This is a genomic window from Pseudomonas sp. LBUM1671, from assembly GCF_059695685.1.
Genome location: NZ_CP166782.1, coordinates 4,701,302 through 4,721,665 on the forward strand (window position 1 = coordinate 4,701,302; position 20,364 = coordinate 4,721,665).

21 protein-coding genes are annotated in these 20,364 nt (G+C 57.4%); 11 read left to right on the top strand and 10 right to left on the bottom strand.

The window, feature by feature from the left end; translation table 11 throughout:
* Positions 1-24 precede the first annotated feature (24 nt).
* From ACA060_RS21715 to acs, 5 genes are all read right to left on the bottom strand, one after another.
* Positions 25-1,137 (bottom strand): M14 family metallopeptidase, encoded by a 1,113-nt coding sequence (locus ACA060_RS21715; RefSeq protein ID WP_497313093.1) that lies wholly within the window; start codon positions 1,135-1,137, stop codon positions 25-27.
* A gap of 1 nt (position 1,138) precedes the next feature.
* The gene (locus ACA060_RS21720) at positions 1,139-1,837 is read right to left on the bottom strand and encodes an ABC transporter permease (RefSeq protein WP_109634106.1); all 699 of its coding nucleotides are present in this window, start codon (positions 1,835-1,837) and stop codon (positions 1,139-1,141) included.
* The gene (locus ACA060_RS21725; protein WP_010457254.1) at positions 1,834-2,523 is read right to left on the bottom strand and encodes an ABC transporter permease; all 690 of its coding nucleotides are present in this window, start codon (positions 2,521-2,523) and stop codon (positions 1,834-1,836) included. The genes ACA060_RS21720 and ACA060_RS21725 overlap by 4 nt, the downstream gene beginning before the upstream one ends.
* Positions 2,524-2,614: 91 nt before the next feature.
* Positions 2,615-3,388, bottom strand: a complete 774-nt coding sequence (locus ACA060_RS21730; protein WP_109634107.1) for an ABC transporter substrate-binding protein — start codon at positions 3,386-3,388, stop codon at positions 2,615-2,617.
* Between the two features lie 699 nt (positions 3,389-4,087).
* Positions 4,088-6,043 carry an acetate--CoA ligase gene (acs, locus tag ACA060_RS21735; RefSeq protein ID WP_497313095.1) on the bottom strand — a complete coding sequence of 652 codons (1,956 nt, stop codon included), beginning with the start codon at positions 6,041-6,043 and terminating at the stop codon, positions 4,088-4,090.
* Between the two features lie 461 nt (positions 6,044-6,504).
* Here acs and ACA060_RS21740 point away from each other — a divergent pair, with 461 nt between their 5' ends.
* The 3 genes from ACA060_RS21740 (at position 6,505) to ACA060_RS21750 (ending at position 9,509) form a co-directional block, all read left to right on the top strand.
* A complete protein-coding gene (locus ACA060_RS21740; protein WP_497313097.1) occupies positions 6,505-6,768 on the top strand; it encodes a DUF2790 domain-containing protein in 264 nt (87 codons plus the stop codon).
* 542 nt (positions 6,769-7,310) lie between these two features.
* Entirely contained in the window at positions 7,311-8,561 is a 1,251-nt protein-coding gene (locus tag ACA060_RS21745; protein WP_084322765.1) for a ribonucleotide-diphosphate reductase subunit beta, read from the top strand.
* Between the two features lie 414 nt (positions 8,562-8,975).
* Positions 8,976-9,509 carry a BRO-N domain-containing protein gene (locus ACA060_RS21750; RefSeq protein ID WP_497313099.1) on the top strand — a complete coding sequence of 178 codons (534 nt, stop codon included), beginning with the start codon at positions 8,976-8,978 and terminating at the stop codon, positions 9,507-9,509.
* A gap of 174 nt (positions 9,510-9,683) precedes the next feature.
* Here ACA060_RS21750 and ACA060_RS21755 read toward each other — a convergent pair whose 3' ends face one another.
* Complete coding sequence (locus ACA060_RS21755; protein WP_497313101.1) at positions 9,684-10,781, bottom strand: SRA domain-containing endonuclease; 1,098 nt, start codon at positions 10,779-10,781, stop codon at positions 9,684-9,686.
* A gap of 350 nt (positions 10,782-11,131) precedes the next feature.
* On the opposite strand from ACA060_RS21755, the gene ACA060_RS21760 reads away from it, so the two are divergent.
* Positions 11,132-12,121 carry a hypothetical protein gene (locus ACA060_RS21760; protein ID WP_497313103.1) on the top strand — a complete coding sequence of 330 codons (990 nt, stop codon included), beginning with the start codon at positions 11,132-11,134 and terminating at the stop codon, positions 12,119-12,121.
* 8 nt (positions 12,122-12,129) lie between these two features.
* Here ACA060_RS21760 and ACA060_RS21765 read toward each other — a convergent pair whose 3' ends face one another.
* Complete coding sequence (locus ACA060_RS21765) at positions 12,130-13,293, bottom strand: hypothetical protein (protein WP_497313105.1); 1,164 nt, start codon at positions 13,291-13,293, stop codon at positions 12,130-12,132.
* 110 nt (positions 13,294-13,403) lie between these two features.
* Positions 13,404-14,219, bottom strand: coding sequence for a sulfite exporter TauE/SafE family protein (locus ACA060_RS21770; RefSeq protein ID WP_497313107.1), 816 nt, complete (start codon positions 14,217-14,219; stop codon positions 13,404-13,406).
* Between the two features lie 112 nt (positions 14,220-14,331).
* On the opposite strand from ACA060_RS21770, the gene ACA060_RS21775 reads away from it, so the two are divergent.
* The 3 genes from ACA060_RS21775 (at position 14,332) to ACA060_RS21785 (ending at position 15,794) form a co-directional block, all read left to right on the top strand.
* Entirely contained in the window at positions 14,332-15,099 is a 768-nt protein-coding gene (locus ACA060_RS21775) for an AraC family transcriptional regulator (RefSeq protein ID WP_497313109.1), read from the top strand.
* 93 nt (positions 15,100-15,192) lie between these two features.
* Positions 15,193-15,510: a helix-turn-helix domain-containing protein gene (locus tag ACA060_RS21780; protein WP_109634132.1), complete on the top strand. Its 318-nt coding sequence runs from the start codon at positions 15,193-15,195 to the stop codon at positions 15,508-15,510.
* Between the two features lie 11 nt (positions 15,511-15,521).
* The gene (locus tag ACA060_RS21785) at positions 15,522-15,794 is read left to right on the top strand and encodes an XRE family transcriptional regulator (protein ID WP_497313111.1); all 273 of its coding nucleotides are present in this window, start codon (positions 15,522-15,524) and stop codon (positions 15,792-15,794) included.
* Here ACA060_RS21785 and ACA060_RS21790 read toward each other — a convergent pair.
* Positions 15,782-16,840 (bottom strand): MBL fold metallo-hydrolase, encoded by a 1,059-nt coding sequence (locus ACA060_RS21790; RefSeq protein WP_497313113.1) that lies wholly within the window; start codon positions 16,838-16,840, stop codon positions 15,782-15,784. The two genes, ACA060_RS21785 and ACA060_RS21790, sit on opposite strands and share 13 nt — an antisense overlap.
* Before the next feature lie 214 nt (positions 16,841-17,054).
* On the opposite strand from ACA060_RS21790, the gene ACA060_RS21795 reads away from it, so the two are divergent.
* Positions 17,055-17,663 (top strand): TetR/AcrR family transcriptional regulator, encoded by a 609-nt coding sequence (locus ACA060_RS21795; protein ID WP_497313115.1) that lies wholly within the window; start codon positions 17,055-17,057, stop codon positions 17,661-17,663.
* A gap of 139 nt (positions 17,664-17,802) precedes the next feature.
* Complete coding sequence (locus tag ACA060_RS21800) at positions 17,803-18,339, top strand: DUF1003 domain-containing protein (RefSeq protein ID WP_497313117.1); 537 nt, start codon at positions 17,803-17,805, stop codon at positions 18,337-18,339.
* A 7-nt stretch (positions 18,340-18,346) separates the two neighbouring features.
* Here the strand turns inward: ACA060_RS21800 and ACA060_RS21805 are convergent, their stop codons facing one another.
* A complete protein-coding gene (locus ACA060_RS21805; RefSeq protein ID WP_497313119.1) occupies positions 18,347-19,288 on the bottom strand; it encodes a LysR family transcriptional regulator in 942 nt (313 codons plus the stop codon).
* A gap of 15 nt (positions 19,289-19,303) precedes the next feature.
* On the opposite strand from ACA060_RS21805, the gene ACA060_RS21810 reads away from it, so the two are divergent.
* Together ACA060_RS21810 and ACA060_RS21815 are read left to right on the top strand one after the other, a co-directional pair.
* Complete coding sequence (locus ACA060_RS21810) at positions 19,304-20,011, top strand: CTP synthase C-terminal region-related (seleno)protein (protein ID WP_497313121.1); 708 nt, start codon at positions 19,304-19,306, stop codon at positions 20,009-20,011.
* Positions 20,008-20,331: an antibiotic biosynthesis monooxygenase family protein gene (locus ACA060_RS21815; protein WP_497313123.1), complete on the top strand. Its 324-nt coding sequence runs from the start codon at positions 20,008-20,010 to the stop codon at positions 20,329-20,331. The genes ACA060_RS21810 and ACA060_RS21815 overlap by 4 nt, the downstream gene beginning before the upstream one ends.
* The last annotated feature ends 33 nt before the right edge of the window (positions 20,332-20,364 follow it).

Here is a 20,364-nt window from a genome sequence, read left to right on the forward strand (position 1 = left end):
GTCGGTTCTCACAAAAACAGTCAGTCAGTCGTTGAGCAAGCGCCCGTGACGCAGCGCTTCGCGCCCCGCCACCTTGGCCAGCCAGAAACCGGGTTGGGCATAACGTAGCCGTTCAATGGCAAACAGCACCCCGGACGTACCAGCACACACCGTGCTGACCCGATCCGATAACGGATCGATCACTTCAAAAATCTCGTCGCCGGCTTCGATCCACTCACCGGGTTTACGCAAAAAGCTGATCACGCCCGGGTGCGGCGCGAAGAGCAATTCGGTGCCTTCGAACGGCATGCCTTCGCACGCCTCTTGCGCAGGCTTCGGCCATTCGCCGCTGATCAAGCCTTGCTCGGCGAGGAACGCCAGAATGCCTTCGGCGTAAGCCTCGGCCTCTGCGCGACCGGTATCAGCCTGACCACCCAGTTCAATGGTAGTCGCCAGGCAGGCCAGTGGAATCTGCGCATCAGGAAACTGACGCGACAGGCGCAACCACGGCAGCGAGCAAGCCTCATCAAAGGAACTGCCGCCGGAATCTTCGGCCAGCAACCCCACTTTCACGTTCAGGTGCGCGGCAAGCGAACGCCATTGCGGCCAGTGTTGCGGCAAGGCGTACATGTGCAGCGCGGCTTCGGCATCACAGTGCAAATCCAGCACCACGTCGGCGGCGCACGCATGGCTGAGCAAGATGCGCTGCATGCCTTGCAACTGGCTCGCGGCCGGCGGCAATGCGGCCAGCGCATCGCTCATGGCCTGACGGATCAGCTGAATATTGGCGTGCGGATCATCACCCAGGCGCCCTTCCACCGCGGCGGCCACTGGCGCGCTCAGCTCGACGAAATCCCGGTTGAAATTCTTGCCGCTGCCCGCTTCGAAACGCCCTTGATGACTGCCCTGAAGCAATTGACCCAGCCCCAGCGGATTGGCCACCGGCACCAGTTCGATCACCCCGTTGAGCAAGCCTTGGGCTTCGAGTTCGGCCAAGCGCTTTTTCAGCTCCCAGGCCGTGCGCATGCCCGGCAACTCATCGGCGTGGAGGCTGGCCTGGATGTAGGCCTTGCGCTCACCACTTCCGAAGCGGAACACCGAAATCTGGCGTTCGCTGCCCAGGTGGTTCCACGGCAATGAATGATCGATGCGTTCCATATCAGTGCTTCCGCGGGGCCAGATAGCCCAGCCAGCGGCGCTCGGCCAGTTTGAACAGTTTCACCAGAATGAAGGTCAGGCACAGGTAGAACACACCCGCCGTGATGTACGCTTCGAACGGCAAGTAGTACTGGGCATTGACCGTACGCGCGGCGCCGGTGATGTCGATCAGGGTCACGATGGACGCCAGACTGGTGGTCTGCAGCATCATGATCACTTCGTTGCTGTACTGCGGCAGCGCCCGGCGCAGGGCCGACGGCAACAGGATGCGCTTGTACATTTTGTAGCGCGACATGCCCATCGCCTTGGCCGCTTCGATCTCACCGTTCGGCGTGGCGCGCAGGCTGCCGGCGATGATTTCAGCGGTGTAGGCGCTGGTGTTGATCGCGAACGCCAGGCACGCACAGAACGTTGCGCTGGACAGCCACGGCCACAAGAAGCTTTCACGCACGGCTTCGAACTGCGCCAAACCGTAGTAGATCAAGAACAACTGCACCAGCATCGGCGTGCCGCGGATCACGTAGGTGAAAAGCCAAGCGCTCATGTTAACGACAGCATTCTTCGAGACACGCATCAGGCCAAGTGGCAAAGCCGCCAGCAGACCGAAGAACAGCGACAGCGCGAGCAATTTGAGGGTGGTCACCAGGCCGCCGAAGTACAGCGGCAAGGCCTCCCAAATGACGTTGTAGTCGAAGATCATAGATCAGCCGCCCTTACGCCTACCGAGTAGCGCTTCTCAAGGTGACGCAATGCCAGCAACGAGACACTGGTGATCACCAGGTACATCGCCGCCACTGCGAGGAAGAAGGTGAAAGGCTCGCGGGTGGCATCTGCCGCCTGCTTGGCCTTGAACATCATGTCTTGCAGACCCACCACCGAAATCAGCGCGGTGGCCTTGGTCAGTACCAGCCAGTTGTTGGTGAAGCCCGGAATCGCCAGACGAATCATCTGCGGCACCAACACCCGGAAGAACACCTGAAAACTGCTCATGCCGTACGCCATGCCGGCTTCAGCCTGACCCTTGGGGATCGCCATGAAGGCGCCGCGGAAGGTTTCCGACAGGTACGCACCGAAGATGAAGCCCAGGGTGCCAATACCAGCGGCCAGCGGATTCAGGTCGATGTAGTCGTCAAAGCCGAGCATCGGCGCCACGCGGTTGAGCAGGTCCTGACCACCGTAGAAAATCAGCAGGATCAGTACCAGATCGGGAATACCGCGGATCACCGTGGAATACAGGTCGCCCAGCCAGGCCAGCCAGCGAACCGGCGACAGACGCAATGCAACGCCGATCAGACCCAGAAAGATGGCCAGGACCATGGAGGACAAGGCGAGCTGAAGCGTCAGCCATGCGCCATCGAGGATGACAGCCCCGTAGCCTTTCAACATGATTCAGGTCCTCGAATGTTGGGATGAAAAAATGGCGCAAACCTCAGAGATCCTGTTGCTTGCGCCATTTCGGACTTGTCGCCGGGACGTGTTACTTGCCGTAGATATCGAAGGCGAAGTATTTGTCCTGGATTTGCTTGTACTTGCCGTTCTCGCGAATGGCCGCGATCGCGGTGTTGATCTTGTCTTTCAGCGCGTCGCCCTTGCGAACCGCGATACCCACGCCGTCGCCAAAGTATTTGACGTCGGTGAAGGCCGGGCCAACGAAGGCGAAACCTTTGCCGGCGTCGGTTTTCAGGAAACCGTCATCCAGCAGCGTAGCGTCTGCCACGGTGCCGTCGAGGCGGCCAGCGGCCACGTCGAGGTAGATTTCGTTCTGCGAACCGTAAGGCTTGATCTCGGCACCCAGCGGGGCCAGGACTTCGCGGGCGAAACGCTCGTGGATCGAACCACGTTGTACGCCGATATTCTTGCCCTTCAGCTCAGCCAGGCCTTCGCTGACTTGAGTGCCCGCCTTCATGACCAGGCGCGCCGGGGTGTTGTAGTACTTGTTGGTGAAGTCCACGGATTTCTTGCGGTCTTCAGTGATCGACATGGACGACAGGATCGCGTCGATCTTGCGCACTTTAAGCGCCGGGATCAGACCGTCGAACTCTTGCTCGACCCACGTGCACTTGACCTTCATCTCTTCGCACAGGGCGTTACCGATGTCGTAGTCGAAACCAACGATGCTGCCGTCCGGTGCTTTGGAGGCGAACGGAGGGTAAGCCGCTTCGATACCGATCTTCAGAGGTTTTTCATCAGCGAAAGTCGGCAGGGACAGCACAGACAGTGCCAGGGCGCCAAGCAGCACGAGTTTCTTCATCTTGGGACTCCATCGGTAAAGGGCTAAAACGGCAGAGTGAGCGACAGCCCAATATGCGAATGAGTGGAACCGCAAAGCGGTGCTGCGTCGTAGGAATCGCGCGCTTTTTTCAACGCGAGCCACAACGAGCGAGTGATCGGCATTCTAACGACAGGCCCGAAGCCGATATTTCTTCAATGCGACAACTAATTACAGAAGCACCGAGAAAGCCGTTTGAGCGCGTTGACAGCCCTGCAAATTCATGCAGGAGCAAAAGAAAGTGAACCGATCTACATTGCAAATTGCGGGCCTATTATTGGCAAAGCCTTCTAATCCGGCAAGCGCAGCGTTATGTCTTATTTTTTGGCAGGGCTGGAGAGGCCCGGGAATGGGGGTTTGCGTTTCCCAATGCCCCGTCTCAGGGCGCGAGGTTACACATTCAGTTACTTGAAGGGTGGCGGGTAACAGTGGGAATTGGCGTACGGATGAAGCCGATAATTATTGGGCGATGTTTATTTAGCGTCTGACAGATCGCCATCGCTAGCAGGCTAGCTCCCACAGGGGAACTGCGCTCGGTTCAAACTGTGAATCCACTGGAGATCCCTGTGGGAGCTAGCCTGCTAGCGATGAGGCCCGAACTGTCCCACAAAAACCCCAGACATGAAAAAGCCCCACCCGGCGCAATGCCGGGCGGGGCTTCGATGACTCAGGAACGCCAGGTTAAGCGACGTTCATGATCTTGTGTTCATCAATCAAATGCTGCACCACACCTGGATCCGCCAGGGTGGAGATATCCCCCAACCCATCGTATTCGGCCGTGGCAATCTTGCGCAGAATCCGGCGCATGATCTTGCCCGAACGGGTTTTCGGCAGCCCCGGCGCCCACTGGATCACATCCGGCGAAGCAATCGGACCGATCTCCTTGCGCACCCAGTTTTTCAGTTCCAGACGCAGTTGCTCGCTAGGCTCTTCGCCACCGATCAACGTGACGTAGACATAAATGCCCTGCCCTTTGATGTCGTGCGGCACGCCAACCACGGCTGCCTCGGCGACTTTCGGGTGAGCAACCATCGCGCTTTCGATCTCGGCGGTGCCCATGCGGTGGCCGGACACGTTGAGCACGTCGTCCACGCGCCCGGTGATCCAGTAATAACCGTCTTCATCGCGACGTGCGCCGTCACCGGTGAAGTACATGCCACGGAAGGTCTTGAAGTAGGTGTCGACGAAGCGGTCATGGTCGCCGTACAGCGTGCGCGCCTGGCCTGGCCACGAATCGAGAATCACCAGGTTGCCTTCGGCCACGCCTTCGAGGATGTTGCCCAGGTTATCCACCAGCGCCGGCACTACGCCGAAGAACGGACGTGCCGCCGAACCCGGCTTGAGGCCGTGAGCGCCTGGCAACGGGCTCATCATGTTGCCGCCGGTTTCGGTCTGCCACCAGGTGTCGACGATCGGGCAACGGGACTGACCGACGTTCTTGTAGTACCAATCCCACGCTTCCGGGTTGATCGGCTCACCGACCGAACCCAACAGACGCAGGCTGCTGCCATCAGCGCCTTCAACAGCGGCTTTGCCCGACGCCATCATCGCGCGGATCGCCGTGGGGGCGGTGTAGAGGATGTTGACCTTGTGCTTGTCGACGATCTTCGCCACCCGGGTGATGTCCGGATAGTTCGGCACGCCTTCGAACAGCACGGTGGTCGCGCCGTTGGCCAGTGGGCCGTAGACGATGTAAGTGTGGCCGGTGACCCAGCCGACGTCGGCGGTGCACCAGTAGATTTCGCCCGGGCGGTAGTCGAACACGCGCTCGTGGGTCATGGCGGCGTAAAGCAGGTAACCGCCGGTGGTGTGCTGCACGCCCTTCGGCTTGCCAGTCGAACCGGAGGTGTAAAGGATGAACAGGGCTTCTTCAGCGCCCATCTCTTTCGGCGCGCAGACACTGCCCGCCACTTTCATCAGGTCTTCGTACCAGATGTCGCGATGCTGGTTCCACTTGATGTTGCCACCGGTGCGCTTGCACACGATGACCTTCTGAATGCTGCTGGTTTCCGGGTTGGTCAGCGCGTCGTCGACGTTGGTCTTGAGCGGGATCTTCTTGCCGGCACGAACGCCTTCGTCAGCGGTGATGACCACTTTGGATTTGCAGTCGATGATGCGACCGGCCAGGGCTTCCGGCGAGAAACCACCGAACACCACCGAGTGAATCGCGCCGATCCGGGTGCAGGCCAGCATGGCGACCACGGCTTCGGGGATCATCGGCATATAGATAGTCACCACGTCGCCGCGGTGCACATCCTGGCCGCGCAAGGCGTTGGCGAACTTGCAGACTTGTTCGTGCAGCTCGCGGTAGGTGATGTTGCGGCTTTCGGCAGGGTCATCCCCTTCCCAAATGATCGCGACTTGATCGCCGCGCTCGGCCAGATGACGGTCGAGGCAGTTGTAGGAAACGTTGAGGGTGCCGTCGGCGAACCATTTGATGTCGACATGGTGATCGTCGAAGGAGGTCTGCTTCACCGTGGTGAAAGGCTTGATCCAGTCGAGGCGCTTGGCTTGCTCGCGCCAGAATCCGTCCGGGTTGACGACGGACTGCTGGTACATGGCTTTGTAGGTTGCCTCGTCAGTCAACGTATTGGCCAGAACCTCGGGACGAACGGGATACAGAGAAGCCGCACTCATCTTTCTTACCTCGGTGGAATAGTTGTTTTTGTATGCCCCCAGTTGTAGCCGGGCCGGGCCTATAGAACCATTCGACGATGGTAGTAACAAGCCCCTACAAATTACCGTGATAAGCCCAAAACACACCTCCCCAACACACCGCAACCCCTGTAGGAGCGAGGCTTGCCCGCGAAAAACGATAACGCGGCCCACCTGAAAAACCACATCACCAAAATCGCAATCGACCGGTTAACACAACCTTATTCGAGGATTGTTACAGGATCTGTCAAAGGTGTTTATCAAAACCCCACCTATATGAATGCACCCCCCACGCCTAAAATCAGCCTCGCCAACAAGGCAACGTGATTAACCAAGTTGCAGCCCCCACGAAGGCCGTTAATCCAAGACTCTTTAATCAAGCTCCACACGCAACCCCAAAAAGGTTGCGTGACCCCATTCGACCTCTAAAAGGTAAATCTGAAATGAAAGCTTTATTAGTTATGGCCCTCAGCAGCCTGTGCGCAACCGCCATGGCAGACGAGATCCCGACTGATGTCGCACAGCAGAAACCAGCCATCGAGGAATACACTTACTCGACTCACCTGGACATCGCCAAAGTAATCTCCATGAGTGAAGTCCCCAATGTGTGCGAAGTTGTTCCGGTGAAAATGGAATACGACGACTCCCAAGGCCAACGCCACATCCTGCGCTACAGCATCATGGGTAACGGCTGCACCAACGGATGATCGTGACTGCACCGAATCGGCCCCTTTCAGTTGATCGCTGAAGGTCGATTCCAGCCCGGCTTCGGTCGGGCTCAGTTGTGTTTTGAAGCGGTGAAACCCCTTGCAAACCACAAGATGTAGTGAAAAACGCCATTTTTGGCTGTTTTTTGAACAAATTCGATTCAGCGTCAAAATTAACGAAAAAAAATCTACAGCGGTCAAAGCCCTGTAATACCTCGGTTTGCTCCAAAAACCACCCCTTCCGGCCACTCCATGAGCCGATTCGCCGCACCACGCCGGCAAAAATTTCCCTATAATGCCGGCTTAAACGGGCCTGCAATATTCCCTTACAGGGACGAAAAGCCAGTCTGAAGCCCACGCCGAAGTCTTCACCGATTTCTGCGCCCGTCAGAGGCTCTCGGAACCCCGTACAAAATTATGTTTATTTGCCTGCGTGTACCGCTGCAAAAAACGCTATCCAACGCGGCCAGTACGGCCGTGTGAAAAACCAACCAATCAGTTTTCACACGGGCATCTGGCCCTCACGCAGGAGACGACACGTCATGCTGAGCTGGGACGAATTCGACAAAGAAGACAGCGGCGAGACCGTGGTAAAAGGCGCCAACGCCGGCCACGCGACTGAAGCCAACATGGACCGACTCGACACCGCTGGTGGTGTCGCCGCTCAAGAAGCTCGCGCCGTCACCGCGACCGACTCTGCCGCTATCGCCCGTGCCAAAGCTGCCCTGGACAACCTCGACATCGCCGAAGGCCTCGCCGAACTCGAAGGCGCCTCCGCCCGTGTCGCCGTCGACGAAAAGCGCATGATCAACTGCCGCGCCGACCTCAACCAACTCGTACCGTTCAAGTACGACTGGGCCTGGCAGAAATACCTGGACGGCTGCGCAAACCACTGGATGCCGCAAGAAGTCAACATGACCGCCGACATCGCCCTCTGGAAAGACCCGGAAGGCCTGACCGACGACGAGCGCCGCATCGTGATGCGCAACCTCGGCTTCTTCTCCACCGCCGACTCCCTGGTTGCCAACAACCTGGTCCTGGCCGTGTACCGCCTGATCACCAACCCGGAATGCCGCCAGTACATCCTGCGCCAGGCTTTCGAGGAAGCGATCCACACCCACGCCTACCAGTACTGCATCGAATCGTTGGCCATGGATGAAGGCGAGATCTTCAACATGTACCACGAGATCCCATCGGTCGCGAAAAAAGCCACCTGGGGCCTCAAATACACCCGTTCGATCTCCGATCCGAAGTTCGAAACCGGCACCGTCGAAACCGACAAAGAGCTGCTGCGCAACCTGATCGCCTACTACTGCGTTCTGGAAGGCATCTTCTTCTACTGCGGCTTCACCCAGATCCTCTCCATGGGCCGCCGCAACAAAATGACCGGCGTCGCCGAGCAGTTCCAATACATCCTGCGCGACGAATCCATGCACCTGAACTTCGGCATCGACGTGATCAACCAGATCAAAATCGAAAACCCACACCTGTGGGATGCCGAGATGAAGGAAGAAGCTTCGCAGATGATTCTGCAAGGCACTCAGCTGGAAATCGAATACGCACGCGACACCATGCCTCGCGGCGTGTTGGGCATGAACGCGGCGATGATGGAGGACTACCTGAAGTTCATCGCTAACCGTCGTCTTTCGCAGATTGGTTTGAAGGAAGAGTATCCAGGGACTACGAATCCGTTCCCTTGGATGAGCGAGATTATGGACTTGAAGAAAGAGAAGAATTTCTTTGAGACTCGGGTTATTGAATACCAAACCGGTGGCGCGCTTAGCTGGGATTGATTTCCGAGCTCGCCACGATTTGACGATTGCAGTCTGAATCGACAAATCGAAAAAGCAAAAGCCCCGATCTGATCGGGGCTTTTTTATTGTGCTGGAAAACCGTTTTCACCCCTACGCTAATCCGCTACAACTCCTACAACACTTACAGCCGCTTCCCCATTGATACCCATTCAAAGCACCTCTAAGCTCCATTGCAGGTGCCTAAGAAACGCCCAACGTAGAAAGCTTGGCCAATCACTCAGATCCGCAATCACCTTTAGGTGATTTGTCGTTCAGTTGTGTGATGGCTTTGCTCGTTGGGATTTCTTAAGTCCACTCTACGTTGGGTTCAGGCCCTCCAAAATCTAAACGTAGAGGTAATGGATATGCCTAAACATGATCGCCCCCACGCTCTCGCAATTCAGGAGATCAGCTATGTCTGATCCCTTCTCGGTAATGGCCTTCTCTCGCCACAACCTCGTCCTCCATGCCCTCCTCCTGGAAAACCAAGCATGGTTCTGCGCCCGCGATTTTGGTCGATTGATGGGTTTTCATCTGAGTGATCGGGTGGTCAGTAAACTCGACGAAGATCAGCGGCATACGTTATTGATTGAGTACCACGGGCAACCGGAAAAACGGTTGATGCTCAGCGAGTCCGGTGTGTATGCATTGTTGGTTTATCACTACGCGCCGGGGAATCGGTTGTTGCGTGAATGGTTAACTCATCAAGTGGTGCCGGCCTTGCGCGACGCAGGGCCGTCGAAGAATGCAGATCGGCCAATGTTGAGTTTGCTGGATTGGCCGGAAATGTCATTGACTCTGTTGCATTGGCAGGATGAAGGCTGGATTCGGCTGCGGGATATGCCTTATCTGTTAATAGGTCGTACACGCCGGCACATGCCAGCGGTTAAGCCTTGGTGGCGAAAGGTTTTGGAAGCGTTTCAATTTTCAAAGCATTCGGTCGGTTAAACGTTTTAGGATCGACAGAAAGAAGCGTCGCAGTTCTCTGTAGGTATTTTCGTAGGTCACTGAGCATCGCCGAGGATTTTCAACCCTCGGCGATGCTATGAGCGAAAAGAAGAAAGAAAGCGACTCTGGAGCGCTTTGGAGATTTAGGGCCAATTGCCTTGGCACACCATTCAATCAGCGTTCAATTACTTCCAACCGCTGCTTCAGCCTCTCATTCACCAAAGCCCCGTGCACTCCAGAATGAATTTCCCGATGACAACTCGGGCATACAGCCCCCACATAGCGAGGATGATCTAAACCACCATCTGAGAGCCGGTTGACGTGATGCGGCTCTAGGTATGGCTTGCCATCCTTTTTCGTAAAAGGGGCCGGCCTCTCACAGCTTTCGCATGCACCATCAGCTCGCATCAGCACATAGTGCGCAACCTTACGGCTGCGCTGATAGATCTTACGAGGAGCAGATTGCCCTAAATCATCGCTGCTAGGCTTACATGCAGCCAGCGCAGCCAACCGCGCGGCAGCCAGAGAACCGGAAAGGTCGGCCTCATCTTCATCTAGTTCTTCAGCTTCAATTAGTTCACCAGGAATGCCCACAGGAACTAACCGAAAAACAATCGCCGTCCGATCCTGGCCGTTCACATCCGGCTGGGTCCGTTCAAACATGTCGGCACAAGAAAACTCACCCATGTATTCATTGCCTTTACTTTTGCCGAGGGATTTAAACAAGTGAAGCGCTCGGCCATCCTCGGCATGATTAGCGATCGCTCGGTTGCCTCGGATCAAAGTCATCGGCCCGCGTTGTCCTTCACCGGTGTAAAGATAGGCGCCGTTGTCCCAATCGTCGGCATACCCATATTGCTCACCGCTATCGCCCGTGAACAAAAATATCGCAGGGTAGGTAGCGGACGCTGCAATGCCGCTTTGCAGGCTCCCCCCGAACGGTCCATTGATCTCAGTTTTTCGGTCGTAAACAGCCCCCGGCGTGAACTGCAATACGGGGACGCCCTCCCCACGCGGCAACTCCACAATAGTGAAGCCTCGCTTTTCTAGGTAACTGTTGGTCGGGTGTCCACCGGAGAACTCGCCTACGGCAATACCGGTTGCCAAAGAGACTATTTTCTTCGCCGGATATAGTTCACCGCCCGCGTGAACCGCATAACGGTGAGCTAGGTTGTTTTCCCAGCCTTGCCACTCACCCCTACTCCGAAATTTATGATCAAACTCCAGCATCGCTTTGTCTATTCGTTCCTTCGAAACCGCTTTGATCGCCACGAGCGCAGCCCTTTATCGACAATTGCCGTAGGAAAATTCCTACTACTGCCAAAGTACCAAAGGGCTTCAATATGTAACAGGGCGAATAGCCACTATTTCTAGAGTTGGCCACGCTGCCTGAAGCAGAGAGTTTCGATAGGCGTGGCTAGCCTGCTCTTGGCTGTGGCCGTGAAAGATTGTTAATGATGGTGCGTAGATCAGATATTCAGTGGTGCTTTCAGGTTTTTCGCGAGCGAGCTCGCTCCAGGTCCCGTGGATGGCTGCGGGTTTTGTGGGAATTTGAAAACATTCAGTGCAACCCACCCCGCCTCCCGCTATTAATACCCTTACCACTCAAGGACCCGAGCCCCATGAAATTCGACCTCGCCTACTGCCTCAGCCTCGACGACAAGCTGTCGATCTATGACGTGCGCGATTTGAATTTCGACGAGACGATGGAGTTCGATTCTGCCAAGGAACACTTCCAATGTCCCAATGACGCCTGCCGCTCGGCGTTCGATGCGGCGAATGTGCTGACGACGTTCAACGCCAAAAACGTGAATTACGTTCGCACCCCGCACTTCAAGAACACGCCCAGCACCCGGCATGTGGCGGATTGTCCTTATGTCAGTCTCAAGGCGTCGGCGTCAGGTGTGGATGCGGACGGTGGGGAAACGGATGACAGTCGCGAGGAGCATTTCCCGTCGGAGTTGTTGCTGACTCGGCGTGAGTATGTGCGTAAGCCGTCGAACCCTGCGGTGGCGGCGGATGGGGTGCGGGACGATCCGAAGCCAACCACTGCGGCTAGCAACACAGAACACCCGAGCCGTGAAACAGCACCGGACAAGACCAGTGTCTTCGCTCATCCGGTGGAGTGTTTTGTGTCGAACTTCGAGGACAAGGACCTGCTCAAACGTATGCCGCTGAAGATTGGCGAGCACACGGCGCCTTATGGGTCGTTCTTCAAGAAGATTGAATACCTGACGGACAACAAAGGGCTGATTTACTGGGGCAAGATCAAGGAGATCAAGGATTACACCCAGAGCTTTCGCATCGATTTCGAACAGAAGGTCTGGTTCAAGCAGGCGGATGAGGCGAAGAAGAAGCCGTATTCAGTCAACGTTTACCTGAGCAAGAAGCTGATCGACAACTACCGCAAGCGCAAAGCGTTTCTGGAAGAGATCAAGCACGCCAGTGAGAGCGGGAAAGAGTTGTATTGCTTCTTTTATGGCGTGACGCCGGAGTTGAAGCAGGTACCGAGCAAGAAAAACCCCGAGCAGACGTTCGGGGTGTTCAGTGCGAATATCGAGAACCTGGATCACTTCATTGTTCGTGAAGCGCCGGGGTTAACGGATAAGTAATGCCGGTTTCAGGGCAGTTGCACCGCTGCACCGCCAGGATGTTGTTTAACGAGGCTATAAGGCAGAACGCTCCAGTCTACAAATGCACACGGGGCTTCCGCGTGGGAGAAGTACGGGGCTACCTTGATTCCTTTTTCAGTGAAATACCAAGTGGGAAACGGCCAACGGTCTTCTTCGCCGTACGCACAGTTTTCGTCGCTGCCAGGCATCTGATCAGGGTAAAGCTCACGCAACTGTCCAACCAACCAAGGTGCGAATTCTTTGTTGCGGTAATCGGAATACGCCGTGAATGTGTCGGAGGACTGTTCGTTATTAGGCTCTTCGTAATGCAGCGGTTTGCCCTGCCCTACCCAGAGCACATCTTCAAGAGTCAGAGACTGACCGGTCTTGGCATTCAGATTGATAGCAATCTCGCTGTAATCCGGATGCGCGCCGCCACAGCTGGCCTCAGTACCGACGCTCATGCTGATGACCGTTGGTGTAATCAACAACGGTTTGACGGTTTGGAAATAGAAGTTCACGCCACCGCCGGCGAGACATTCGTAATACCCCACCACTTCCTGCCATAAACGTCCCATCAACAACTGATTGATGCGATCACGCGCCTCGGGGGTGTAGCCCGAAACAATTTCAAAGAACGTCACCTTTGTTTGCGGCTCGCTCCACCATTGCAAAGAGTAGCCATCGAACGTTTCCGTCTTTCCTTGTTTGAGCGTCAGACCTTGCAGACGTAGATATTCGTAAGGTTCGGTGTCACGGAGCTTGGCGAGGTAAGGAGGAGTCCCGGTAGGGATTACTGGCGGCTTGGCTTCCACCAGTTCTATCTTCAACGTTTTGCCTTCGTCGTTGCTCCAATCTCCCCACACCCTATTGGACTCGATATTCAGATGAATTTGCGGCCGAGGCTTTTTCTCTCCGTAAGGATTTTCACCCTCATCGAGTACCAGCATCTCTCCGTTTTTGATGCCACTGAGGACTATGTCCTTACGATACTTTTGATAGAAGTAGCGACCGCTTATGTTTTCGGCGTTAGACGTTTCCACTTCCATAACGATTGGCATCTTGCCCAGCATGCCGCTGAAGACGCGTCGTCCATCGCCAGCCTGCGCGGTGGAACACAGCATGAGTAACAGCGTGGCCACTGGCGCCAGGCATATCAATCCTTTGAGCATCGATCAATCCCTAAATGAGTCGGAGCGGCACCGGAGAGGATTCGCGGCGCAAGTTAAGCGAGGCGGATTATGGCGAGGTTGCTTAGGGTAATCGAGCGGCATTGCACGCTTTAACTCATCATCATGCTGAGCATCACCAACACCAGCAAACCCACATACACCCGCGCATGAACCCGATCCGGTATCCGCCCGATCCAAGGCGTGGCCAATCGAATCCCCACCAACGATCCCATCGTCAACACCGCAAACGCCAGCAGATCCACATAACCGATAAACCAAATTCCCAAATCAAACTCGGTGAACCCCGCCATCGCCATGTAAGTCAGCGTCCCGGCCAACGCCCCCGGCAGGCTTAACGGATTAGCCATGGACGTCGCCTGACTCATGCTCAACCCGCACCGTCGCAACAACGGCACGGTCATGACACTCCCGCCCACGCCAAGAAACGTCGCGATCGCGCCGATTCCTACGCCACCACCCGACACTTCCGCCCTCCCCAATCGTCGTGGGATTGCGGTGTCGGACGCTGTCAGAAAACCACGTCGGAACAAGCAATCCACAATGGTTACGCCCAGATACGCGATGAAGGCATAACGAATCACCTCGCCACTCACCCACATCGCGGCGACTGCTCCGACGATTGCGCCCAGACCGATGAACCCGCCCAGCGGCCACAGGTAATGACGAATGAGATTGCCGGCGCGACGGTGTTTGCCGGTGGCGATCCACGCGTTAACGATCATCACGCAGGTCGAAGTCGCCACGGCAATGTGCATCGCCGATTGACCGATAGGATCGTCGGGGCCGTGGCTGGCAGCGAGCATGTGGTAAAGCAATGGCACGACAACGAAGCCGCCGCCGAAGCCGAACAACACCGCAGTGACGCCAGTCATGCACCCGAAAAATGCCAGCAGGAGATAAAACATCACGCGTCGTCCATTGATTGAGAGCGGTCGACAATAGAGCGATGCTCCTTGGCCTGCTTCAGCAAGTCAGACAATAATGTTCGCGTTTACGCCAACTGTTGGAAGCCGCTCAATGCGCAATGTTTCGATCAATCTGCTGGATGACACCCCACGCTCAGTGGTGGCGATCGGTACGGATTATTCCCACGGCCATGTGTTGCCCCGTCATACGCATCGGCGGACACAACTCCTGTACGGCGCCACCGGGGTGATGCAGGTCAGCACGCATGACGGCAACTGGGTGGTGCCGCCGCAGCGGGCGGTGTGGATTCCGGCGGGGGTGGCGCATGAGGTGTTGATGCTGGGGGTGAGCACGCGCAGTTTGTACATCGAGCCTGGCGCGGTTGATCTGGGGCCGCGTTGCCAGGTGATCAGTGTGTCGCCGTTGATGCGGCACTTGTTGATGGAGGCGGTGGAGATCCCGCTGACGTACGACGAGGCCGGGCGCGATGGCGCGCTGATCGACTTGCTGCTGCATGAGCTGGCGCGCAGTGCTCATTTGCCGTTGCACATTCCGTTACCGGTCGATGCGCGGTTGCTGGGGTTGTGCCAAGGCTTTTTGCAGCGGCCCGATGCGCATGAATCGCCGCAGCAATGGGCTGATCAATTGCACATCAGTTTGCGCACGTTCAATCGGCTATTCCGCCAACAAACGGACCTGAGTTTCAGCCAATGGCGCCAGCGGGCCTGCGTGGTGCTGGCCCTGGCGCGGTTGGCGGCGGGTACACCGGTGACGCGGATTGCGCTGGATTTCGGTTATGACAGCCCGGCGGCATTCTCGACCATGTTTCGCCGCGTATTGGGGCAGGCACCGTCCGTCTGGATGGAGGGCGCGACATAGCAAAAATCAAAAAATGAGTTTGATCCGGGCGCAAAACAACTGTACAAAACAACAGTACTTTTTGGATTAGCACTCTCGAGCCCGGAGAACACCATGGCCTCTCTTGCGATGAAAATCACCCTGGAACGTATCGCCCTTTTCCAGTTCACCCCATCCCACTGTGCCCAGGCCCGGGCGATGCTGGGTTGGAGTGTGGAAGAGCTCTCGGAGGAATCCGGGGTCTCCGTGGACGCCATTACGCGATTTGAAGCCGAACGCGATGTGCTGGATGTCACCCGGCTGGCGTTGGCGTATCGGTTTGAATCTGAGGGGTTGGTGTTCTTCCCGGGATTTGCGCCGGGTCGAGGGATGAATGTGAGAGGGTCGACGCCTGATCCGGTGGGTCGGGCGGACTACGCGATGGTTGAGTGAGGTGTCAGCAGATGAATGGAATCAATGAATGCGACAGGCGCGGTAATCCGTCTTCGGGTGATGCCGATGCGGGGCAGATGAGGGCCAAGGCCGAATACCTCATGAAGATCGGCATGCTGCTCGACACCGGTCAGTTGGGCAAGGCGGAAGCGGCGCAAAGGCTGGGGCTGTCAGCGGGTGAACTGGATGAAATTCTCGACGGGAATGTTCGCGACCTGACGGTGGCGAAGATCGTGGGCCGCTCCATGGCGAGCGGCCCGACGATAGAGGATCAAGCGTTCTGAGTGGCGACCTGATCGCTTTCATCTTCCAGTCCGGACCACCAGGTATTTCCTCGCTGCGGATACATGACGTTGAACGCCTCGCCCATTTGCGGCGTGGTGATCGACACATTACGTTCCCAGGCCAATGCGAGGATCCGGTCGAAGGGCTCGAACCAGGCGTGCATCGACAAATCGAAGGTGCCGTTGTGAATCGGCAATAACCAGCGCCCTTTGAGGTCGATGTGCGCTTGCAGGGTTTCCTCTGGCTGCATGTGAACGTGTGGCCACTCGACGTTGTAGGCGCCGGTTTCCATTAGGGTCAGGTCGAAGGGGCCGTGCTGTTCGCCGATGCGTTTGAAGCCATCGAAATAACCGCTGTCGCCGCTGAAGAAGATGCGCGTGTCGCCGTCGATCATTACCCACGAGGCCCAGAGCGTGCTGTTGCCATCGAACAGGCCGCGACCGGAAAAGTGCTGCGACGGTGTGGCGATGAACTGCATGCCATCGACTTCCGTGCCCTGCCACCAATCCAGTTGGCGCACTTTGCTGGCATCGACGCCCCACTTGATCAGGGTGTCGCCCACGCCCAGTGGCGTCAGGAAGTACTTGGCCTTGTTCGCCAGTTTGAGCACGGCTTGATAATCGAGGTGGTCGTAGTGGTCATGCGACAGGATGACCGCTTCAATCGGCGGCAATTCTTCGAGGCTGATCGGCGGCTGGTGGAAACGCTTGGGTCCGGCCCATTGCACGGGTGAGGCGCGTTCGGCGAAGACCGGGTCGGTGATCCAGAATTTGTCCCGCAGTTTCAGCAGGACGGTGGAGTGGCCGAGGCGATAGACGCTGTGGTTCGGGGCAGCGATCAGCGCGGCCTGGGTCAAGGCTTGCACCGGCACGGGCGTTGTCGGGCGGGTGTTGCGCGGTTTGTCGAAGATCATCTTCCACATGATGCGCACCATTTTCCGAACGCCTTCGCGCTGCACCGGCGAATGATTGCGGAAGAGCCCTTCTGCCTGGCGGGAGGCTTCAGGCGTGGAGGCGTTGTCCGTAGAGGAAATTGAGTGGGCCATGAATGAGTAACTCCTGAAAAACCGCACTGAGCGGCATTTCACGGTGGGACGATAAATGGCCAAAGCACGCACGCATCAGCCGGAGATTCTATTCTTCACTGCACAGGATTAACAAAACATTACACTGCACAGTGTAGTTTCAAGGTTGCATCAAAGCGGATCACAAGTAAACTGCCGAGTGTAATTCTTCTCTGCCGACTGCCGAAGCGTACTTATGACAGCTCCACAGCGCCTCACCGACCGAAAACGCGAAGCCATCATCCAGGCGGCGATTGCCGAATTCCGTGCCAACGGTTTCGACATCACCAGCATGGACAAGATTGCCGCCTCCGCTGGCGTGTCGAAGCGCACGGTGTACAACCACTTCCCCAGCAAGGAAGAGTTGTTCGCCGAAATCCTCAATCAACTGTGGGCGCGGGTAACGGCCGAACAGGAATCACCCTACCGCCCTGACCTGCCGCTGCGCGATCAAATGCGCCTGATGTTGCAGGCGAAACTGCAGATGATGGGTGATGACAATTTTCTTGATCTGGCCCGGGTGGCGATCGCCGCCACCATTCACTCTCCCGAGCGCGCGCAGAACATGGTCGCCCGCATGGGTGAGCGTGAGGAAGGCCTGACCGTGTGGATCCGCGCAGCTCAGGCGGACGGTCGATTGAAACCGGTCGCCCCTGAATTCGCCGCACAACAGATTCAGGGAATGCTCAAATCCTTTGCATTCTGGCCGCAGATTTCCATGGGGCTCCCGGCGCTGTCGGACGCGATGCAGAGCACCGTGGTGGAGTCGGCGCTGGACATGTTCCTGGCTTGTTATCAGCGCTGAATAGAGCTGCAAAAAATGACACGCTCTGCCGATTGATCGATCACGGGTCGCTCTGAATAAAACGCGGCAATGTGTTTCAGAATGAAACTGACGCCGGGGCTATAGTGAGCGTCAGTCCCAGCGCCATGCAGAGAGCATCATGACCACCCCGACCCACGAATCCAAACCCACCGTCGCCGTCGATCACCTGCGCTTTCACCGCGCCCACGCTCACTTGGCGCCGACGTTCGGCAACGACAAATTTGCCCTGCGCGCCGAGGCCTTTGCGCGGTTCTTCGGCACGCCGACCTTTCTGGGTGCCCAGACGTTGATCGTGGTGCTCTGGATATGCCTTAACGTCTTTGGCGTGACTCAGTTCGACGTTTATCCGTTCATCCTGCTCAACCTCGCGTTCAGCCTGCAGGCGGCTTATGCCGCGCCCCTGATTCTGCTGGCCCAGACTCGTCAGGCAGCGCGGGACAAAGCCCAGTCGGATGCCGACGCCCTGCACCGCGAATCCATCGCCGTGGCCAACAGCGAACGTCAGGCCCAAGCGGCAAAGAACACCGCGCAATTGCTGGAGTTGCTTGAGCAGAACACCCGGCTGACGGAAATGACCAAGACCCTGACCGAACGCATTGAAAACCTCACCTCGGAAATGCATCAGCATTTAGTGAAAGATCATCCGAAGGATTAGCACCCGGTCACGGCAATCGAAGCGCCCGCCCCAGCTCATCGAACAACGTCACCACTGAGCGCAACGCGCGGCAGTCCGGACGGGTGAGCAACCAGAGCGCGGTGTCGTAGCCGTGCAACGGGCCGGTCAGCGGTTGCAGTGGGTCACCGATCAGAAAGTCCGGCAACGCCGCGACGCCCAGCCCGGCCCGCACCAATTCGGTCACCGACAGCATGCTGTTGCAGCGATAACCGGGCGTCACGCCGGGCAATTGCTGGCGTCGCCAGGCGACGGTGGGATGGTCGGGAAGAAAGTCATCCGGCGCGATCCAGGTCAGTGAGGCCAGGTCTTCAGGATCGACCGATTTCAGGTACGCGGCGCTGGCACAGACCCGGTAGGAAATGTCCGCCAGACGTCGGCCGACCAGATGCTCGGGCGGCGTGCGGGTGAGGCGCAAGGCGATGTCGGCATCGCGGCGGCTGAGGTTGGCAAAGTCGTTGGAGGTACTCAGTTCGAGGGTCAGCGCCGGGTAGGATGGCATGAACTGCGCCAGCGCCGGCAGCAGCAACCCTTGCAGGACAGAATCCGTACACGTCAGCCGCACCGTGCCGCTGATGACTTCACCGCCCTGCTCCACACCGATTCGCGCGGCATCCAGCGCTTGTTCCGCGCGCTCGGCTTGCTCGGCCAGGGTCTGCGCGAGCGTGGTCGGCAGGTAACCGGCGCGGCTTTTTTCAAACAGTTGCTGGCCCAGCGCCGCTTCCAGTCGGCGAACGGCGCGAAACACCGTCGAGACGTCGACCTTCAACAACGCCGAGGCCCGGGCCAGAGAGCCGCCGCGCACCAAGGCGAGGATCAGCGCCAGGTCTTGGTAGTCGAGCCGATAGTGCGTCGCTGCATTGATCACTTGGGTTAACGCCAATATTGAATGCGTGAACGCCAATCTATAGTGGGTGCCAGGAATCAACAAGCGTCGAGATCACTCATGGAAACCAGTGCAATCCGCCTCGCCCTGATCGGTGACTACGACCCACAGGTCACCGCCCACCAAGCCATTCCCGTCGCGCTCGGCATGGCGGCCGAACAGCTGAATCTGGATGTGCAATTTCAGTGGCTGGCAACCGATCACATAAACGCCGCCACCCCTTTACACCACTTCGACGGTTTCTGGTGCGTGCCCGCCAGCCCATACCGCGACATCGACGGCGCGTTGCGGGCGATTCGTTTTGCCCGTGAGCAGCAGCGACCGTTCCTCGGTACCTGCGGCGGGTTTCAACACGCGGTGCTTGAGTTCGCCCGAAACGTGTTGGGTTGGAAAGATGCCGAGCACGGCGAAACCCATCCCGATGCCGCCCGCGCGTTACTCACGCCGCTGGCCTGCTCATTGGTGGAAGCAACGGACAGCATTCATCTGGTTGAAGGTTCGTTGATCGCCAAGGCGTACGAAAGTGCTGAGATCGCTGAGGGATATCGCTGCCGCTATGGCGTGAACCCGCAGTTCGAGCGTGAGTTATTGACTCAACAGCTGTGCGCCGTTGGCCATGACTCGACCGGCGAATTGCGGGCGGTGGAGCTCAAAGGGCATCCGTTCTTCGTCGCCACCCTGTTCCAGCCGGAACGCGCCGCGCTCAAAGGCACGCTACCGCCGCTGGTCCGCGCATTGGTCGAAGCCTGCGAAGGGCAAAAACCATGATTGCCGATACGCCAACAGCGCCGTACTACGCGGTGATTTTTACCTCCCTGCGCACCGACGGCGATCAGGGTTACGCCGAGGCTGCCGAACGGATGGTGGAACTGGCTCGTGAGCAGCCGGGGTTTCTCGGGGTGGAATCAGCTCGGGGCGAGGATAGGCTGGGGATTACTGTTTCCTACTGGGCCAGCGAGGCGGCGATCCTGGCATGGAAGCATCATCCTGAGCACAGTGAGATTCGTGAGCGGGGGCGGTCTACGTGGTATTCGGCGTGTCATACGCGGGTGTGCAAGGTTGAGCGGGCGTATGGGTTCAAGCAGTAAAGCGATGCAGTGTTCTTTAGGCCGCCATCGCTA

Coding starts and splice junctions, on each gene's coding strand:
- ACA060_RS21715 (WP_497313093.1), bottom strand. CDS start 1,137: ATGGAACGCATCGATCATTCATTGCCGTGGAACCACCTGGGCAGCGAA.
- ACA060_RS21720 (WP_109634106.1), bottom strand. CDS start 1,837: ATGATCTTCGACTACAACGTCATTTGGGAGGCCTTGCCGCTGTACTTC.
- ACA060_RS21725 (WP_010457254.1), bottom strand. CDS start 2,523: ATGTTGAAAGGCTACGGGGCTGTCATCCTCGATGGCGCATGGCTGACG.
- ACA060_RS21730 (WP_109634107.1), bottom strand. CDS start 3,388: ATGAAGAAACTCGTGCTGCTTGGCGCCCTGGCACTGTCTGTGCTGTCC.
- acs (WP_497313095.1), bottom strand. CDS start 6,043: ATGAGTGCGGCTTCTCTGTATCCCGTTCGTCCCGAGGTTCTGGCCAAT.
- ACA060_RS21740 (WP_497313097.1), top strand. CDS start 6,505: ATGAAAGCTTTATTAGTTATGGCCCTCAGCAGCCTGTGCGCAACCGCC.
- ACA060_RS21745 (WP_084322765.1), top strand. CDS start 7,311: ATGCTGAGCTGGGACGAATTCGACAAAGAAGACAGCGGCGAGACCGTG.
- ACA060_RS21750 (WP_497313099.1), top strand. CDS start 8,976: ATGTCTGATCCCTTCTCGGTAATGGCCTTCTCTCGCCACAACCTCGTC.
- ACA060_RS21760 (WP_497313103.1), top strand. CDS start 11,132: ATGAAATTCGACCTCGCCTACTGCCTCAGCCTCGACGACAAGCTGTCG.
- ACA060_RS21765 (WP_497313105.1), bottom strand. CDS start 13,293: ATGCTCAAAGGATTGATATGCCTGGCGCCAGTGGCCACGCTGTTACTC.
- ACA060_RS21770 (WP_497313107.1), bottom strand. CDS start 14,219: ATGTTTTATCTCCTGCTGGCATTTTTCGGGTGCATGACTGGCGTCACT.
- ACA060_RS21775 (WP_497313109.1), top strand. CDS start 14,332: ATGCGCAATGTTTCGATCAATCTGCTGGATGACACCCCACGCTCAGTG.
- ACA060_RS21780 (WP_109634132.1), top strand. CDS start 15,193: ATGGCCTCTCTTGCGATGAAAATCACCCTGGAACGTATCGCCCTTTTC.
- ACA060_RS21785 (WP_497313111.1), top strand. CDS start 15,522: ATGAATGGAATCAATGAATGCGACAGGCGCGGTAATCCGTCTTCGGGT.
- ACA060_RS21790 (WP_497313113.1), bottom strand. CDS start 16,840: ATGGCCCACTCAATTTCCTCTACGGACAACGCCTCCACGCCTGAAGCC.
- ACA060_RS21795 (WP_497313115.1), top strand. CDS start 17,055: ATGACAGCTCCACAGCGCCTCACCGACCGAAAACGCGAAGCCATCATC.
- ACA060_RS21800 (WP_497313117.1), top strand. CDS start 17,803: ATGACCACCCCGACCCACGAATCCAAACCCACCGTCGCCGTCGATCAC.
- ACA060_RS21810 (WP_497313121.1), top strand. CDS start 19,304: ATGGAAACCAGTGCAATCCGCCTCGCCCTGATCGGTGACTACGACCCA.
- ACA060_RS21815 (WP_497313123.1), top strand. CDS start 20,008: ATGATTGCCGATACGCCAACAGCGCCGTACTACGCGGTGATTTTTACC.